Source organism: Prodigiosinella confusarubida (assembly GCF_002847015.1).
Lineage (GTDB): Bacteria > Pseudomonadota > Gammaproteobacteria > Enterobacterales > Enterobacteriaceae > Prodigiosinella > Prodigiosinella aquatilis.
In genome coordinates, this window is record NZ_CP025085.1 from 150,202 (window position 1) to 167,544 (window position 17,343).

The following is a 17,343-nucleotide window of genomic DNA, read 5'->3' on the forward strand; positions in this document are numbered from 1 at the left end:
TATTTATTCCTTAACAACGCATTTGCCAAATGCGTTTCTGGTAATCATGAATCGCCCGATCAGCACTGAATATCCCCATTCTGGCGGTATTCAGTACACAACGATGCGTCCATTCATCCGGTTCACGATAGAGCGTATCCACACGCTGCTGTATTTGACAGTAAGGAGCGAAATCAGCCAGGACAAGGTAGGGATCGCCATTCTCCAGCAAGCTATTCAGCAAAGGCGCAAAGGCGTCTTTATTGCCCTGGCTGAAAGCACCACTGGCAAGCTCATCTAGTATGTCTTTTAACAATGCATTATCGGCGATGTAACGTGACGGTTCATACCCCTGATTTACCAATGCTTTAACCTGATCAACGGTATGGCCGAAAATAAATAGATTTTCTTCTCCTATCTGCTGTGACATTTCCACATTGGCCCCATCAAGAGTACCAACCGTCAGTGCTCCATTGAGCGCCAACTTCATATTCCCAGTACCTGAGGCTTCTTTGCCTGCCGTCGAAATCTGTTCAGATACATCAGCGGCAGGAATAATACGTTCTGCCATCGATACTCGATAATCTGGTAGAAATACGACTTTCAGACGGTCATTACACCGTGTGTCACGATTGATTTTATCTGCCACACAATTGATGGCATAGATGATATTTTTCGCCAATACATAGCCCGGTGCCGCCTTGGCGCCGAACAGAAAAAGGCGCGGCACGATATCCAGTTGTGGATTATCTCTTAATTGTCGGTACAGACCGAGAATGTGCAATAAATTCAAATGCTGACGTTTATATTCATGTAAACGTTTAATCTGCACATCGAACAGCGCATTCGGATCAATAATCAGCCCCTGTTCCCGGGTCAGCAACGTCGCCAGTCGCAACTTGTTATCCTGTTTTATCTGCCGGTAACGCTGACGAAACCCTGCATCATCCGCAAAGGGAACCAAGCCCTCCAGTGCTGGCAAATGATTCACCCATTCGGCGCCCAGCGTTTCATCAATCAGCGCCGACAACGACGGGTTACACTGTTTAAGCCAGCGGCGCGGCGTGATCCCGTTAGTCACATTATGGAATTTCCCCGGCCAGAGCTGATGGTATTCGGGAAAGAGGTCTTTTATCACCAGTTCGGAATGCAGTTCCGCCACGCCATTAACCGCAAAACAAGCCACAACACACAGATTAGCCATGCGGATCTGACGGTGATGCAGCACCGCCAAGCGCGCCCAGACGTTTCGATCTCCCGGCCACCGCTGATCAACCAGGATCTTAAAGCGCACGTTGATTTCCCTGATGATAGCGAAATGACGTGGCAGCAGCCGACGAAACAGCCTTTCGTCCCAGTGCTCCAGCGCTTCCGGCATCAACGTGTGGTTAGTATAAGCGAACAAACGACAGGTAATCTGCCAGGCGTCATCCCAGCACATCTGGTGGTCATCCATCAACAGACGCATGGTTTCCGGGATCGCCAGTGTCGGATGGGTATCGTTTAGTTGCACGACTTCATAGTCAGGCAGCGACGTCAATTCCCGACCGGCTTGCACATGTCGGCGCAGGATATCCGCCATTGCACAAGCACACTGAAAATATTGCTGCATAAGACGCAAACGTTTACCTGCCTGATGATTGTCATTCGGGTATAACACCTTGGTCAGACTGGCGGCTGCGATCCCTTTTTGCTCGGCTTTCAAATAATGACCAGCATTGAACAAGGAGAGATCAAACGGATCCGGATCAGTCGCCTGCCATAGCCGCAACGGCTGTACGATACCATTACGATACCCAATAACCGGAATATCCCAGGCTTCTCCTGTTAGCCTCAGCGCTGGCAACCAACATTCACTGCCATCGGGCTGCCGTTCCACATGGCCGCCGAAACCGACTGCCGTGGACAGTTCCGGACGCGGGTGTGCCCACGGATAATCGTTTCGCTGCCAGTCATCCGGTGTTTCACACTGAAATCCATCTTCAAAGTGCTGGCGAAACAGGCCATATTGATAATTCAAGCCATAACCGATGGCGGGTTGCCCAACCGTCGCCATCGCATCCAGATAACAGGACGCCAAACGCCCCAACCCGCCATTACCCAACGCCGGATCGATTTCTTGTTCCAGAACATCGCTTAATACCAATTGATGCTCCGTCAGTGCATTAGCGACATCGTCATACCAGCCAAGGCTTAACAGATTATTCCCGGTCAGACGCCCAGGCAAAAACTCCATTGACAGATAATTGACATGACGCAGCACCGGTTTATCGATAGAGGATACCGTCTTGCCAGAAGCTGATGGCAGCGGTTTAGGAGAAAACGTCAACGCCATCAGTTGCTCTGAAAGTGCAGCACTTATCACCCGCCAGCACAGGCGAGGAGATAACTCGCCAAGGGCTGAAACACCGTAAGCCTGCTGCTGGCGCAACAGGGTGGACGCGAACTGTAACGGATTAAATGAAGACGAAGACATCGCGCCTCTCTCCTCTGTCTGTGTGATGGGAAAAGGCACGTCGGGATTAGCACAACTCCAACTGTACCTTATGCTGCTCGATAATTTTCAGCACACTGGATGGCGGTAATTGATCGGTAAAAAGGTAGTCGATCAAGTCCATATTACCCAAATTGACCATAGCATTTCGGCCAAACTTAGAGTGGTCGGTCACCAGCATCACACAACGGGAGTTTTCGATAATCGCCCGTTTGGTGCGGACTTCGTGGTAATCAAACTCTAGCAATGACCCATCCATGTCAATGCCGCTAATTCCCAAAATGCCGAAATCCAGCCGAAACTGGGAAATAAAATCCAGCGTGGCTTCCCCCATAATTCCGCCATCACGACTACGGACTTCCCCGCCAGCCAGGATAAGACGAAAATCCTCTTTGGCCGTCAGCAACGTTGCCACATTCAAGTTGTTGGTAACCACACGCAAGTCATTATGATTCATGAGCGCATGGGCAACCGCTTCCGGCGTGGTACCGATATCAATAAAAAGTGTGGCGCCATCGGGAATCTGACTGGCAACCTTCCTGGCAATACGGTTTTTTTCATCCGACCACATCATTTTACGATCATGATAAGCGGTATTTACTGAACTGGAAGGCAACGCCGCGCCACCGTGATGGCGATGAATTTTATTCTGTTCAGCCAAATCATTAAGATCACGGCGAATAGTTTGCGGACTGACAGCGAAATGTTCCACCAACTCTTCGGTACTGACGTACCCTTGCCGACGCACCAGTTCAATAATCTCATCATGCCGTTGTGTTTGCTTCACATTCATCCCTCTCAAACATTTGGTTTTACCGCTGCCTGTTACGTGTATCCCAAAAAGCCATCAGTAGCCCGATGACCAGACCCGCTACGTGTGCCCCATTGGCAATGGACATGCCTAAGATATTGAAATACCCAGCAACCAACCACAATAGCGCAAATACCATCAAACCACGCTGCAAATGCAAGTGGCCATGTGGTTCCCGCTCGCCCCTCAGCCAGACATACCCCATCAGGGCATAAACCACTCCAGACAAACCGCCAAAATAAATACCGCTGAACCATGATTGTACCCAGCCGCTGGCGAGCGACGACAGTAACAGGATGACAAACAATTTACGGGTACCCAGCGTTTTCTCTACTGGGCCGCCCAGATACCACCACCACAACAGATTAAACAGAATGTGCAGCGGTGAGAAATGCAACAGAATATGGCTAAACCAACGCCAAAGCTGGAATCCTTGACCAGGGCCAGGGAAAGCCAACAGAGGCATAATGCGGTTCACACCATAGATCTGCATCAACAGATAAACGGCGATGGTCACCACCATCACTGACAATGTAAGCAAACCGGCGCCTTGACACACAATTTGCAGATAAGAAAATGACTGATAACGAAGTCCTGATTTGGTAGAGCCGGTTTCCCAACTGGCCGCCTGATAACGCTGGTGGTGAGGTTCACGTAAAAATTGTTCCAATTCCTGTTGTACCCGCACCAGTTGCTTTTCATCAGGCAATAACAACTCGGCCTCGTTCCCGTTCATATGCATCACAAGTTTGACTTTCTGCGTATGCATATAATCAACAAACGCCTGAGCCAAACGGGGATTCGATAACGCAATAATTCGGATCATAGCTGCTGCAACATCCTCGTTTATCGACCTCAATAAAACTGACATTAAAACACGTATACCCACTAAATTTCAGATGCAGGAAAGCAGCAACCGAATGAATCCCCAGGAGCTTACGCAAGTCTGGAACCGGGTGGCAAGCCTGCCGGGAATATATTTGAACGTGGCTTGTCGTGGCCCTAAAAGTGCGAGATTCAGGGATGGACCGGGCAACTGAGGGCAGGCGACGCACCAACAACGTGAAAGATGGCGGGTATATCACTATCAATTCAGCATAATGGTCAACTATACCTATTACACTTTACCCTGTATGCGTGATGTTCGTCACATCTCTCCATCCTTCCATTTTATTTCCCATAACAACCTGTTCACGCATTGACATATTTTGTGCTGATTTTTGTTTACTTCCGTTTAGTCCGGCAACCTATGATCACAGTCACTTTTTAGCCAATAGCGCTCACTTAATCTCAATAGGGAGGCGTGAATATTATGTTTCTTGAAGAACGGCGAAATAAGATTCTGGAATATCTGGATAAATATGATCGTGCCAGTATGAAATATCTAGCACACCTTTTTGACGTTACTAAAGAAACCATACGCAGTGATTTAAATGTGTTAGCTAGCCGGAATTTAATTCAACGTTGCCATGGCGGCGCTATGGTTATACGACGGCACTTGCAATCAGAACTAATTACTGAAACCGGGAAAGATTTTGAAGTTTTATTAAAAAGCATAAAAAAACCGGAAAGAAATATTGCCATAAAAAATAAAGGAAATACGATGAATGGTAAAGTTTGTATTCTTGGTTCTTTTAATGTGGATATCATTGCCAGAGTCGAACGATTCCCAAAAGGAGGGGAATCGCTATTGGCTCAGGGAAGCGCATTAGGACCGGGAGGTAAAGGCGCTAATCAAGCGATGGCCGCCAGTCGTGCTGGTGCAAAAGTGCATTTCGTCTCAAAAGTAGGAAAAGATCAATTCAGTCATTTTGCTTATGAACATCTTTCCAAATCGGAAATACATTCCTTTAAACTTTATCAGTCTGATACCGAGCCCACAGGAAACGCCATTATTTATGTTTCCCAACAGAATGGCGAAAATATGATTACCATCTATCCCGGCGCAAATAAAACCATTACCGACGAAGAAATTGCAGAGATCATGCCTGAACTTGAAAACTCAGACGTATTGCTACTGCAACTGGAAAATAATTTTTCATCCCTATTAAGGGTCATGAAATTAGCCAAAGCGCTAAATACAAAAATCATTCTCAATCCGGCACCTTATTCAAGTGATGTACTTTCCTGTCTGGATTATGTTGATGTCATCACGCCTAATGAAACAGAAGCGTCGTTACTCTCCAACATTGAAGTCAACGATTTAAGCAGTGCCATAAGTGCCATTACTTCTCGCAAAATCCCCATCGTGCTGGGAGCGGCCCTGGCTGCCTGTTTTGTCGCACCAATCCCGTTTGTGCACAACAACACGTTCACCATTTTACTGCTCTCTCTAGGGTATTTTTGCTCTCAACTGCCCTCTGGCGTAATTTGGACACTGGCAACCGATATCGCGCCCAAAGACCAGGAGGCATCGTTAGGAGCGATTCAGAATTTTGGTGGTTTCCTGGGGGCGGCCAGTGCGCCGATCATCACCGGTATCATTCTTGATACCACCGGTATGTTTACCGACGTCTTTTTCCTCGGCGCGGGACTACTCATGCTGGGGGCATTAAACTACGGTTTGTTTGTCAGAAAACCGATTCAGGAATAAGTACGTGACGGACGGGTATGGCGTGGCTGACACGCCATACCCGAGTGATTATCAGGCGCCTACCACGTCCTGTGGAAAGCGGCGCTGCCAGGCATCAAACCCACCGTCAATGCTATACACAGATTCAAACCCCAGGCTCAGCAGATACTGCGCGGTGTTACGACTGCTGATACCGTGATAGCACATCACCATGACGGGTTGCTCAATATCGGCCTGACGAACAAAATCGGCCAACGTTTCATTGGTCAGGTGAGTCGCACCGGGCACATGGGCAACACCAAAACTTTGCGCATCACGGATATCCAACAAGGCTTCTCCTTGCTGCCAACGCTGATAGGCTCGTTCTATATCGATCGCTTCAAATTGTTCCATCACCCAACCTCATTGTTACCAGACTGTGACCATTCTAACTCACCTACCGTGGCAGGAAACCCAGTTGAATGCGGGGTTATACCAAAATGACGTCAACTTTCTGGTCACGCAGTTGCTGCACGATGTTCGGATTCGCCTGTTTGCCCGTGATAACCACGTCAATCTGGTCGGCACGACTGAACAGCATACCCGCTCGTTCGCCGACCTTGCTGCTGTCCACCACCACTACCAATTTGCCGACAAAATTCAACATCTTTTGCTCAGCCATTGCCGTCAGCATATCGGTTTTATACAACCCTTCGGCCGTCAGCCCTTTACCACTGGTAAACATCCAGTGTCCGGCATAAAGGCTGGCGTCTCCGTCCTGCGGGGCAAGGGTGATGGACTGACTTTTATTGTACTGCCCGCCCATGATCACCACACTGTCGTGTTCCTGGTCAATCAGGTAATTTGCCAGGGGCAGATAATTCGTGATGACCTGAATATCCTTGCCACAAATCTCCTGCCCCAACAGAAAAGCGGTGGAGCCACAGTTAATCACCACGCTTTGCCCTGGGCGGCAAAGTTCGGCCGCCGCTCTGGCGATACGCATTTTTTCATCTACATTCTGCGCCTGATAAATATTCAGTGGCGTCCATGTCGGACGCGGCAGGCTTACGGCTTCCGCACCATTACGTACCTTGCGCAATTTACCTAATTCGTTGAGCTTGTTGATATCCCGTCTCGCCGTGGCCGGAGAAATAGCGAACTGTTCAATAATATCGGCAACGGTGAACTGCCCTTGCCGCTGCAGAAAATCAATAATGGCATTATGACGCTGTGATTCAGTCATGCTGGCTCCGCCCAAATTATGCTTATCTGCCAATTATAATGAGCACTTGCGATAATTTGAATCATAACTTGTCAAAACATACGCATTGGGTTGTCGTAAAATGAAAAAGCCGTCTTATGGATTAATGCCCACCCGTTAAAAAACCGGGATACCGGGGCGACCACCACGTTCGGCTTTTCCGCCGGGAACCCAACGTGATGATGCCCCTAAAACAGGCCTAAGTGGACAGCCTCAAGCCTTATGTCTACACCCATTACAGGAATGACGTGAAGGGAAGATCCGGCTCTATAGTAAAACAATCATCAAACCCTCGTGGGTAGTGATACTCCAGCTTGTCCTTGTCCAGTGGCCAGGTAAATTTACCGCCAACCTGCCAGATGAAAGGTTTAAAACCGTATTGCAGACGATCTTTTTTCATCTCCCACAGCACGCGAATCTCCCGTGGATCGGCCTGAAAATTCGACCAGATATCATGGTGAAACGGTATCACGACTTGGGTATGTAACGCTTCGGCCATCCGCAGAATATCGGCGCTGGTCATCTTGTCCGTAATGCCACGGGGGTTTTCACCATAGGAACCCAGCGCAACATCGACCTGATACTCATTACCATGTTTGGCGTAGTAGTTGGAGTAATGTGAATCACCGCTGTGATACAGATTTCCGCCGGGGGTTTTGAAGAGGTAGTTGATGGCACGCTTGTTCATGCCATCCGGCAATACACCCTGTGCTTTCTGCTCGGCGGGCAACGTGATCAGTGCCGTCCGGTCGAAAGCATCTAGCGCATGTATTTCAATATCTTTGATTTTTATCACGTCCAAAGGTTTCATCACAATACAGCGATCCCGTGGAACACCCCATTCGACCCACAGATTGACGCAGGTTTCCGGCCCGATAAACGGCACGCTGCTGTCACAGTTTTTCATCACCGCTGCCGCTACGTTCACATCAATATGGTCATTGTGATCATGGGTAGAAACCACCGCATCAATCTGCCGGATAGCGAAGGGATCGAGCACGAAAGGCGTGGTGCGCAAGTTCGGCTGAAGCTTCTTCACGCCAGCCATGCGCTGCATCTGGTGGCCATTTTTCATCAATGGGTTACCGTGACTCTGCTTACCGGTACCACACCATAAATCCACACAGATATGGGTATCCCCTTCAGATTTAAGCCAGATGCCGGTACACCCCAGCCACCACATAGCAAAGGTGCCTGGCGCAACTTGTTCCTGTTCAATTTCCTCGTTCAGCCAGGTTCCCCATTCAGGAAACGTATTCAAAATCCATGAATCACGGGTGATGCTTTCAATCTTACTCATAGTCTGAACCTCATCGTTACTCGGCTTGATGTGCTTGCACAGTGATTATTAATCACAATAAATCATTGAAAGATTATTTATGAATGGATAATTAAAATCTATCACTGTTTAATCATGCTGACAATTCACAGACCACACACAAAAAATGCAATATCTGCTCTTTCAAATTTGTGATCCGAGCAACAAACAAAGTTTAACTATATGATATTAATTAAAATAAAAATAAAGCAACACAATAAACAAGAATCAATTTTATCTTGAATAATAATTTGCGATGTTTCTCACAAATAATCACCAATAGCCTTTTTGTGATTATTTGTGATTGCTACAGTACATCTGTCCCAACAAAAAAATGCCTGACCGCGCCAGAGTGAAGCAGGTGTGCCCAATGAATTTCAAGATGACGGGTATATGACGCGTAACAGGATTACCAAAAGCCGAACGGAGTGCTTATGGAAACCCTCTACAATATCTTTACTGTTTTTTTCAATCAGGTCATGACCAATGCCCCGCTGCTGTTGGGGATCGTCACACTTATTGGTTATCTGCTGTTGCGCAAAAGCGCCACGGTTATCATTAAAGGCACCATCAAAACCATTATCGGTTTTATGCTGCTACAGGCAGGTTCCGGCATTCTGACCAGCACCTTTAAACCTGTCGTCGCGAAAATGTCGACTGTTTTTGGTATCAATGGTGCGATTTCAGATACATACGCCGCCATGATGGCAACGGTTGAACGCATGGGGAATGCCTACAGTTGGGTCGGCTATGCCGTATTGCTGGCACTGGCGCTGAATATTCTCTATGTCTTGATGCGCCGGGTAACCGGAATTCGCACCATCATGTTGACCGGGCACATCATGTTCCAGCAAGCAGGGTTGCTGGCCGTATTCTTCTATATTCTAGGCTACCCAATGTGGACCACTATTCTCTGCACGGCAGTGCTGGTGTCGCTCTATTGGGGTATCACCTCCAACATGATGTATAAACCCACGCAGGAAGTGACAGATGGCTGTGGATTCTCCATTGGCCACCAGCAACAGTTCGCCTCTTGGCTCGCTTACAAACTGGCCCCTTACCTGGGTAACAAAGAAGAAAGTGTTGAAGACCTGAAATTACCGGGTTGGCTGAATATTTTTCACGATAACATCGTCTCGACCGCGCTTGTGATGACGGTATTTTTTGGCGCTATTCTACTTTCTTTCGGTTTAGACACTCTGCAAAAGATGGCAGGCAAAACCCACTGGACCATCTATATCCTGCAAACCGGCTTCCAGTTTGCCGTAGCGATTTTCATCATCGTACAGGGTGTACGCATGTTCGTGGCCGAGTTGTCCGAAGCATTCAATGGTATCTCCCAACGCTTGATTCCAGGCGCGGTGCTGGCCATTGACTGCGCTGCCATCTACAGCTTTGCCCCCAACGCTGTGGTGTGGGGTTTTATGTGGGGAACCGTCGGCCAGTTAATTGCCGTCGCCACTCTGATTGGCATTGGTTCTCCCATCCTGATCATCCCCGGCTTCATTCCCATGTTCTTCTCCAATGCCACCATCGGTGTATTTGCCAACCATTTTGGCGGTTGGCGCGCTGCGCTGAAGATCTGCCTGGTGATGGGAATGATTGAAATCTTCGGCTGTGTCTGGGCCGTCAAACTTACTTCTCTCAGTGCCTGGATGGGTATGGCCGACTGGTCGATTCTGGCCCCACCGCTTATGCAGGGCTTAACACTCGGCCTATGGTTTATGTCCGTCGTGATTGTCATCGCACTGATCTATATGTTCTTCGCCAGCCGCTCACTGCGTGCTGAAGAAGACGCTGAAAAGAAACTCGCTGAATCAACAGCGAACTAATTCTGGAGACATCATCATGACAGTTCGAATTCTGGCGGTATGTGGCTGTGGTCAAGGCAGCTCCATGATTATGAAAATGAAAGTCGGACAGTTTCTGACCCAGCAAGGCGTCAACCACACGATGAACAGTTGCGCAGTGGGGGAATACAAAGCTGAACTCAGCGGCGCAGATATCATCATCGCCTCTACACAGATGGCGGACGACATTACGGTCAGTGGGAACAAATATGTGGTCGGTGTACGCAACATGCTTTCCGCTACAGAATTTGGCCCCAAGCTGATGGACGTGATAAGCGCCCATTTTCCAGCCGATCTCAAACAGCAGGAGACGCCATGAAATTACGAGACTCACTGGCTGAGAACCGCTCAATACGTCTGCAAGTAGACGCGGCAACCTGGCAGGAAGCCGTGAAGGTCGGCGTAGATCTGCTGGTGGATGCCAATGTGGTGGAACCGCGCTATTACCAGGCCATTCTGGACGGCGTGAAGCGTTTCGGCCCCTATTTCGTTATTGCTCCCGGTCTGGCCATGCCGCATGGCCGCCCGGAAGAGGGAGTAAAAAAAACCGGTTTTGCTCTGGTAACGCTGAAAACACCGCTGATTTTCAATCATGAAGACAATGACCCGGTCGACATCCTGATTACGCTGGCGGCGGTTGATGCCAACACCCATCAAGAAGTGGGCATTATGCAAATCGTCAATCTATTTGAAGATGAAGCCAATTTTGACCGCCTGCGTGCCTGCCGCACCGAGCAGGACGTGCTGGATTTAATTGATCAAACCGCTGCGGCGGCAACCTGTTAAGGATAAAACCATGACTCAGTTACCGATGTTACAGGTGGCGCTGGATAACCAGACGCTGGCTCACGCTTACCAGACTACCCGGCTGATTGCCGAAGAAGTGGATATTATCGAAGTCGGCACCATCCTGTGTGTTGGCGAAGGCGTCCGTGCCGTACGGGATCTGAAAGCACTTTATCCGCACAAGATTGTGCTGGCAGACGCCAAAATCGCCGATGCCGGCAAAATACTCGCCCGGATGTGTTTTGAATCCAATGCGGATTGGGTCACGGTGATCTGCTGTGCAGACATCAATACAGCAACCGGCGCACTGGAAGTGGCCCGCGAATTCAAAGGAGATGTACAGATTGAACTGACCGGTTTCTGGACCTGGGAACAGGCACAAGCCTGGCGTTCAGCCGGTATCCAGCAAGTGGTTTATCACCGTAGCCGAGACGCGCAAGCGGCGGGTATCGCCTGGAGCGATACCGACATCACAGCCATCCGGCGGCTGGCGGATATGGGCTTCAAAGTGACCGTTACCGGTGGGCTGGCGCTGGCAGACTTACCATTATTCCGCGGTATCCCGATTCATGTATTTATTGCCGGACGCAGTATCCGCGATGCCGCCGATCCAGTACAGGCTGCGCGCGAATTCAAACGCAGTATTGCCCAGCTATGGGGTTAAGGGAAAACCATGCTCACGAAAACCGTACCGCTCGGAATCTACGAAAAGGCATTGCCACCCGGTGAAGACTGGTTGGCCCGGTTACAGTTGGCCGGCGAACTGGGTTTCGATTTTGTTGAAATGTCGGTGGATGAAAGTGATAGTCGATTGGCACGACTTGACTGGAATCGTGAGCAGCGCCTGCAATTGGTCAACGCTATCGCAGCGACCGGCATACGGGTGCCGTCCATGTGTCTGAGCGCACACCGCCGTTTTCCTTTGGGGTCCGAAGATAACGCCACTCGCAATCAGGGGCTGGAGATTATGAGCAAGGCTATTGCTCTTGCACAGGATGTGGGTATCCGCGTCATTCAACTGGCAGGATATGATGTGTATTACCATCAAGCCAACAACATCACCCGTGAACGTTTCCGCGACGGACTGCAACAGGCGGTGGAAATGGCCAGCCGGGCTCAGGTTACTCTGGCCATGGAAATTATGGACTATCCGCTGATGAACTCCATCAGTAAGGCTTTGGGATACGCCAACTATCTGAATAATCCGTGGTTTCAGCTCTACCCGGATATCGGCAATCTGTCTGCCTGGGATAACGATGTGCAAATGGAGTTGCAGGCGGGTAAAGGTCATATTGTTGCGGTACATGTCAAAGACACCCGTCCCGGTATATTTAAAAATGTCCCATTCGGTAGTGGTGTGGTGGATTTCGAACGTTGCTTCAGAACGCTAAAGGAATCCGGTTACTGTGGTCCTTACCTGATTGAAATGTGGAGCGAAACAGCCTCGGATCCCATCAAAGAGATAAAAGCGGCCCGTGATTGGGTAAGACAACAGATGAGCCAGGCTGGCCTGTTAGTAGAGGAGACCGCCTGATGGAGAAACATGTTAGCTTCAAGCATGGTCCCTAGGCATAAGGCCGCTGACCTCCCCCTGCCTCAGATAACTCGCCGCTATCACACACATTGAGTGACTGCGGCTTTTCATATCGTAACCCGCTGAAATATCCCTGAGATTTATAAAGGAATAGCTAACAAATTGTTATTCCCATCACGCTTAAATGTTTTTATCTGGTTAACACTTGGCTATCATGTTTGTTTTCGATTACTATCATGAGCGAAAACGAACATTTATTATTACGGCGGAGGAAACAACGTGGAAACCAAAGATCTGATCGTGATCGGCGGAGGAATTAACGGTGCAGGCATCGCAGCAGACGCCGCCGGACGCGGACTGTCTGTTCTGCTGCTGGAAGCACAAGATCTAGCCAGCGCTACCTCATCCGCCAGTTCCAAACTGATTCATGGTGGCTTGCGCTATCTGGAACATTACGAGTTCCGTCTGGTGGGAGAAGCCCTCTCTGAACGTGAAGTGTTACTGAAAATGGCACCACACATCATCTTTCCGATGCGTTTTCGCCTGCCTCATCAACCACATCTGCGTCCGGCCTGGATGATTCGTGCCGGCTTGTTTATGTATGACCATTTAGGTAAACGTGTCAGTTTGCCTTCCAGTAATGGCCTGCGTTTTGGCCCGGAGTCAGTTCTGAAACCCGAACTGACACGCGGTTTCGAATATTCAGATTGCTGGGTGGATGATGCCCGACTGGTCGTGCTGAACGCTCAGGAAACAGTACGTCACGGTGGCGAAGTCCGTAATCACATGAAAGTCACTCGCGCCCGCCGTGAGCAAGGGCTATGGATAGTCGAGGCCATCGATACCCTTAATGGCGAAACTCATCACTGGCAAACAAAAGGGCTGGTTAACGCCACCGGTCCCTGGGTCAGACAATTCTTTGACGAAGGGCTGGAGTTGCCTTCCCCGTATGGTATCCGTCTGATTAAAGGCAGCCATATTGTCGTGCCCCGGGTTCATGATGGGGAACAGGCTTACATTCTGCAAAATAAAGATCACCGTATCGTTTTCGTGATCCCGTGGCAGGATGAATTCTCAATTATTGGTACTACCGATGTGGAATACCACGGTGATCCCCGGCAGGTCCATATTGATGACCATGAAATCAACTACTTGTTGGATGTTTATAATGATCACTTCAAGAAACCGCTGACACGTGAAGACATAGTATGGAGCTACTCCGGTGTGCGTCCTCTGTGTGACGATGAATCCGACTCACCGCAAGCCATAACCCGTGACTATACATTGTCCGTGTCGGACGAACATGGGCAGGCACCGCTGCTGTCGGTCTTCGGTGGTAAACTCACCACCTACCGCAAGCTGGCAGAACATGCGATGGACAAACTGGCAAAATATTATCCGCACGCCAGCAACGCCTGGACGAAAAATGCCATACTGCCGGGCGGTGATATCAACGGTAGCCGTGATGAATATGCGGCTAAACTGCGCCGTCGTCACAATCTGCCGGAAAGTCTGGCGCGCCGCTACAGCCGAACTTACGGCAGCAATAGCGAAAAAATTCTGGGCAATGCCAGTAGCCTTGGTGAATTAGGTGAACATTTCGGTCATAACCTGTATGAAGCCGAACTGCGCTATCTGGTGGATAATGAATGGGTTATTACGATGGAGGATGCGTTATGGCGGCGTACCAAACTGGGCATGTGGCTCGATGAATCCCAGCGACAACGCGTTAGTGCCTGGCTGGAGTCCTATCGAAGCCAGATCGCACAAGCTAGTTAACTAGCCCAACAATGACGGTCTGCCATCACACGATGGTGGACCGTTATCCACACCGGATTCAACCGCTCAGAGCATGTTTATAACGATGTAGCATAGCGGTAAGACGCCCTACCGATAATGTCACATTTTCGTCCACCTGATGTTCACGCAACATTTGCTGGTAGTCGGCCATTTCGTCCAGTAACTGCGCGAAATAGCGACTGCGCAAAGTGTCGCGGGAAGAACCCATCACCCGTTCCGCCGTGGCCCGCATCTGGCGATGACTGGCAGATAGCCTTTCACTGACCGGGATGTCCAGTTTCCGAAATCGCTGGTGCATAATGATCAATGACAACGCCAGACGATATTTGGCAATATCGCCAGGAAACATATTCAGCAACAAAAGCAGATATTGGTACAACGCTGGCAGATAGTTTTCTTTGCGTCGGGTTTTGTTGGTTGTCAGCGCCAGAACCGCACCATAAACAAAACGGTTAAGCAGCATTCGTCCGGTGCGTATCTGGGTATTATCACGGATCAGCAGAATCACCATCCATGCTAGAAAACAGCCAATGATTTGGCCGATGGCATTATCCAGAAACTGAGAAAGATTAAAGGTCATCGGATTGTCGAGCACCAGAATATTGATCGTGCTGGCCAGTGCCCCCAATGATCCCAATCGCCGTTTCTGTACTTCAATGCCAATGATAAATGCCATACCGCCAAGGCTGAGACACAGCAGGAACAGGCTCTGCTGGGTGGATGGCAGCACCAACATAAACATTAGCGCCCCCAGAGGGAGCGCAAACAACGTGCCAAACATAAAGTCTTTCGCCACCATCCGGGGATTCGGCAATCGCATCGCCAATGACGTCACCACAGCAATCATCACCATACAAACACTACCAGACGTCCAACCGGTGCTCAGCCAGAACAGGCACCCCAGGGCCGTTGCCACACTGGTACGCAAACCATTAATCATTGCGTGGTGGGTCTCTGCCGAGGTCACCTTAATCGCCGCATCCTCTTCCAGCAACTCGGCTTCCACCCGACTGATACGCGTATTAGCCTGTACTCCTTTTGCCAGTAATTGATAACGGGTCGCCGCCCCCACCCACCCCGCCAGCGTTGACGGTAAGCTTTCACTATGACTGGCAACCACCAGATGATGGAGCTGCTTGAGATATTTATGAACGTCAGCCGGAGACGACGCAGGTTGCTCCAGTATTATGGTAAGGCCACCTTTCACTGGCATTGTACTATCTTGCAAAACCACATAGGTTTCACAGGCATGGGTGATCATCATCCAGGATTGGGTCAGCATCGTTTTAAGACGGCGGTTACTGCTTTGCCAGCGAGAGGACTCCAGCATCAGATGGCTGCGCATCCCGTTCAGGGTATGGGTTTTACGCACCAGCGCGCTCCAGTCGGCATCCAGATCTTCTTTAGACACACCATTAACGCAGCGCTGCATCAATCGATATTGGTCCACCAACAAATCACCCACCACACGATCAAGATCTTGCTTGATGGATCGCGGGGAAAACAGCAGATCCGCCAGAATTGCACAGACAATCCCCAGCACGATCTCACTACAACGTTCCACGGCAAACTGCGGTGTTTCCAACGGGACATTTTGTGTCGAGACAATGATAATCAGCGCGGTATAACCCGCCAGTCCATACACATAGGCGTTTTCCACCTTGACCAACGAAGAGATCCAAACACAGACACCGGTCCACAAACAACAGAGTATCAGCATCACCAGCGGGGCACGAACAGTAGCAATAATGATGACAACTGCGGCAATACAACCGAGAAATGTGCCGAAAATACGCAATATTCCACGATGACGAATCGAACCGGAGAAAGGCTCTCCCCCGGCGGCAAATGCCGGGCCAGCCGCCACGATAGCCGCAGTAAGCACTGCCCAGCGTGGCGTTTCCAACTGCAAATAAAAACCGAGCAGCAGCGATAGCACAATGGAAAAGCTAAGTTTAAAGGCGAAGCGAAATCGGGGAAAAGCGGAACTTTTCATTATCATATCGCTTAACCGAATTCACGTAGTCGATGCATCAGCTTCAGCAAAGGTGACATTGATTTAGTATTTCGCGTTTGGTCACCGGTCACCACCACCGTGGCAGTCGTTCCCGCCGGATAAAGATTGCCCATTTGTTGGTCAAGTTTGATTCTTACCGGTACGCGCTGTGCCAGACGAACCCATTCCAGATTGGAATCCACCGTCGCCAGACCTTTTGTATCGATATCACTGCTACTGTTGTTAACCCCCGCCGCCACACTGTCTACCGTACCGTAGAGAATACGGTTACTTCCCAGCGGGGTAATTTCTACCCGAAAACCGGGACGAACCCCTTCCAGCTTGGTTTCTTCCAGATAGGCCAGCAAATAGAAAGAATCCTTTTTCACCAACGCTACCGCAGTCGACCCACGGGTAATATATTCTCCCTCCTGCACATTGAGATTGGTTACCCAACCATCTGCCGGGGCGCGCACGACAGCCCGGTCCAGATCGAGCTTTGCCAGCGCCAGCTCCGCTTCTGACTTCGCCAACTGATGCGTGACGGTTTCCAATTCATTAGAAGACTGGTCGATCGCTTCCTGTGACATCGCTTGCACGCCAAGATGCAGACGCCGGTTTGCCTCCCGCTTTTTCTCTGCCACCAATGCCTGATAGTAAGCGACATCAGCGTCAGCCTCTGCCACCGCGTCTTGATAACGGAGCGGGTCGATGACAAACAGTACATCACCCCGCTTCACTAGCTGATTATCGTGAACCTTCACTTCTTTCAGTAAACCGCTGACATCGGGCGCAATTGCCACAACATCGGCAGTGAATTTTGCATCACGCGTCCAGGGCGATTCCGTATAGAACGCCCACAGACGAACCAACGCGACTACCGCAAACAGCACGAAAGACAGCGTTATCGCCACACGACCGAATTTTTTGATGATGATGGTTATAGCGGGTGTTTTCACA

Annotated in this window: 14 protein-coding genes and 1 pseudogene; 7 read left to right on the forward strand and 8 right to left on the reverse strand. The window is 49.7% G+C overall.

The window, feature by feature from the left end; translation table 11 throughout:
- Positions 1–10 precede the first annotated feature (10 nt).
- From malP to glpG, 3 genes are read right to left on the reverse strand one after another with little or no spacing between them, the layout of a single operon-like run.
- On the reverse strand, positions 11–2,455 hold the full coding sequence (gene malP, locus CWC46_RS00695; protein ID WP_021014116.1) for a maltodextrin phosphorylase: 2,445 nt from the start codon (positions 2,453–2,455) through the stop codon (positions 11–13).
- A gap of 46 nt (positions 2,456–2,501) precedes the next feature.
- Entirely contained in the window at positions 2,502–3,260 is a 759-nt protein-coding gene (locus CWC46_RS00700; protein WP_021014115.1) for a DeoR/GlpR family transcriptional regulator, read from the reverse strand.
- Between the two features lie 25 nt (positions 3,261–3,285).
- Complete coding sequence (gene glpG / locus CWC46_RS00705) at positions 3,286–4,110, reverse strand: rhomboid family intramembrane serine protease GlpG (protein WP_021014114.1); 825 nt, start codon at positions 4,108–4,110, stop codon at positions 3,286–3,288.
- Positions 4,111–4,596: 486 nt separating this feature from the next.
- Here glpG and CWC46_RS00710 point away from each other — a divergent pair.
- Positions 4,597–5,544, forward strand: a pseudogene (locus CWC46_RS00710) (ribokinase); the annotation flags it as partial.
- Positions 5,545–5,928: 384 nt separating this feature from the next.
- On the opposite strand, the gene glpE reads toward CWC46_RS00710, so the two are convergent.
- From glpE to ulaG, 3 genes are all read right to left on the reverse strand, one after another.
- The gene (gene glpE, locus CWC46_RS00715) at positions 5,929–6,249 is read right to left on the reverse strand and encodes a thiosulfate sulfurtransferase GlpE (protein ID WP_021014112.1); all 321 of its coding nucleotides are present in this window, start codon (positions 6,247–6,249) and stop codon (positions 5,929–5,931) included.
- 76 nt (positions 6,250–6,325) lie between these two features.
- Positions 6,326–7,081 carry an HTH-type transcriptional regulator UlaR gene (gene ulaR, locus CWC46_RS00720; protein WP_021014111.1) on the reverse strand — a complete coding sequence of 252 codons (756 nt, stop codon included), beginning with the start codon at positions 7,079–7,081 and terminating at the stop codon, positions 6,326–6,328.
- Positions 7,082–7,334: 253 nt separating this feature from the next.
- Entirely contained in the window at positions 7,335–8,399 is a 1,065-nt protein-coding gene (gene ulaG / locus CWC46_RS00725) for an L-ascorbate 6-phosphate lactonase (RefSeq protein WP_021014110.1), read from the reverse strand.
- A gap of 452 nt (positions 8,400–8,851) precedes the next feature.
- Here ulaG and ulaA point away from each other — a divergent pair, with 452 nt between their 5' ends.
- From ulaA to glpD, 6 genes are all read left to right on the forward strand, one after another.
- Positions 8,852–10,249, forward strand: coding sequence for a PTS ascorbate transporter subunit IIC (gene ulaA / locus CWC46_RS00730; RefSeq protein WP_021014109.1), 1,398 nt, complete (start codon positions 8,852–8,854; stop codon positions 10,247–10,249).
- A gap of 16 nt (positions 10,250–10,265) precedes the next feature.
- Positions 10,266–10,586, forward strand: a complete 321-nt coding sequence (gene ulaB, locus CWC46_RS00735) for a PTS ascorbate transporter subunit IIB (protein WP_021014108.1) — start codon at positions 10,266–10,268, stop codon at positions 10,584–10,586.
- Positions 10,583–11,053, forward strand: coding sequence for a PTS ascorbate transporter subunit IIA (gene ulaC / locus CWC46_RS00740; protein WP_021014107.1), 471 nt, complete (start codon positions 10,583–10,585; stop codon positions 11,051–11,053). The genes ulaB and ulaC overlap by 4 nt, the downstream gene beginning before the upstream one ends.
- Positions 11,054–11,063: 10 nt before the next feature.
- Entirely contained in the window at positions 11,064–11,717 is a 654-nt protein-coding gene (locus tag CWC46_RS00745; RefSeq protein ID WP_021014106.1) for a 3-keto-L-gulonate-6-phosphate decarboxylase UlaD, read from the forward strand.
- A gap of 9 nt (positions 11,718–11,726) precedes the next feature.
- Positions 11,727–12,587: an L-ribulose-5-phosphate 3-epimerase gene (locus tag CWC46_RS00750; protein ID WP_021014105.1), complete on the forward strand. Its 861-nt coding sequence runs from the start codon at positions 11,727–11,729 to the stop codon at positions 12,585–12,587.
- 279 nt (positions 12,588–12,866) lie between these two features.
- On the forward strand, positions 12,867–14,366 hold the full coding sequence (gene glpD / locus CWC46_RS00755; RefSeq protein ID WP_021014104.1) for a glycerol-3-phosphate dehydrogenase: 1,500 nt from the start codon (positions 12,867–12,869) through the stop codon (positions 14,364–14,366).
- A 58-nt stretch (positions 14,367–14,424) separates the two neighbouring features.
- On the opposite strand, the gene aaeB is transcribed toward glpD, so the two are convergent.
- Both aaeB and aaeA read right to left on the reverse strand, forming a co-directional pair.
- Positions 14,425–16,383, reverse strand: a complete 1,959-nt coding sequence (gene aaeB / locus CWC46_RS00760; RefSeq protein WP_021014103.1) for a p-hydroxybenzoic acid efflux pump subunit AaeB — start codon at positions 16,381–16,383, stop codon at positions 14,425–14,427.
- A gap of 11 nt (positions 16,384–16,394) precedes the next feature.
- On the reverse strand, positions 16,395–17,342 hold the full coding sequence (gene aaeA / locus CWC46_RS00765) for a p-hydroxybenzoic acid efflux pump subunit AaeA (protein WP_021014102.1): 948 nt from the start codon (positions 17,340–17,342) through the stop codon (positions 16,395–16,397).
- Position 17,343 lies beyond the last annotated feature (1 nt).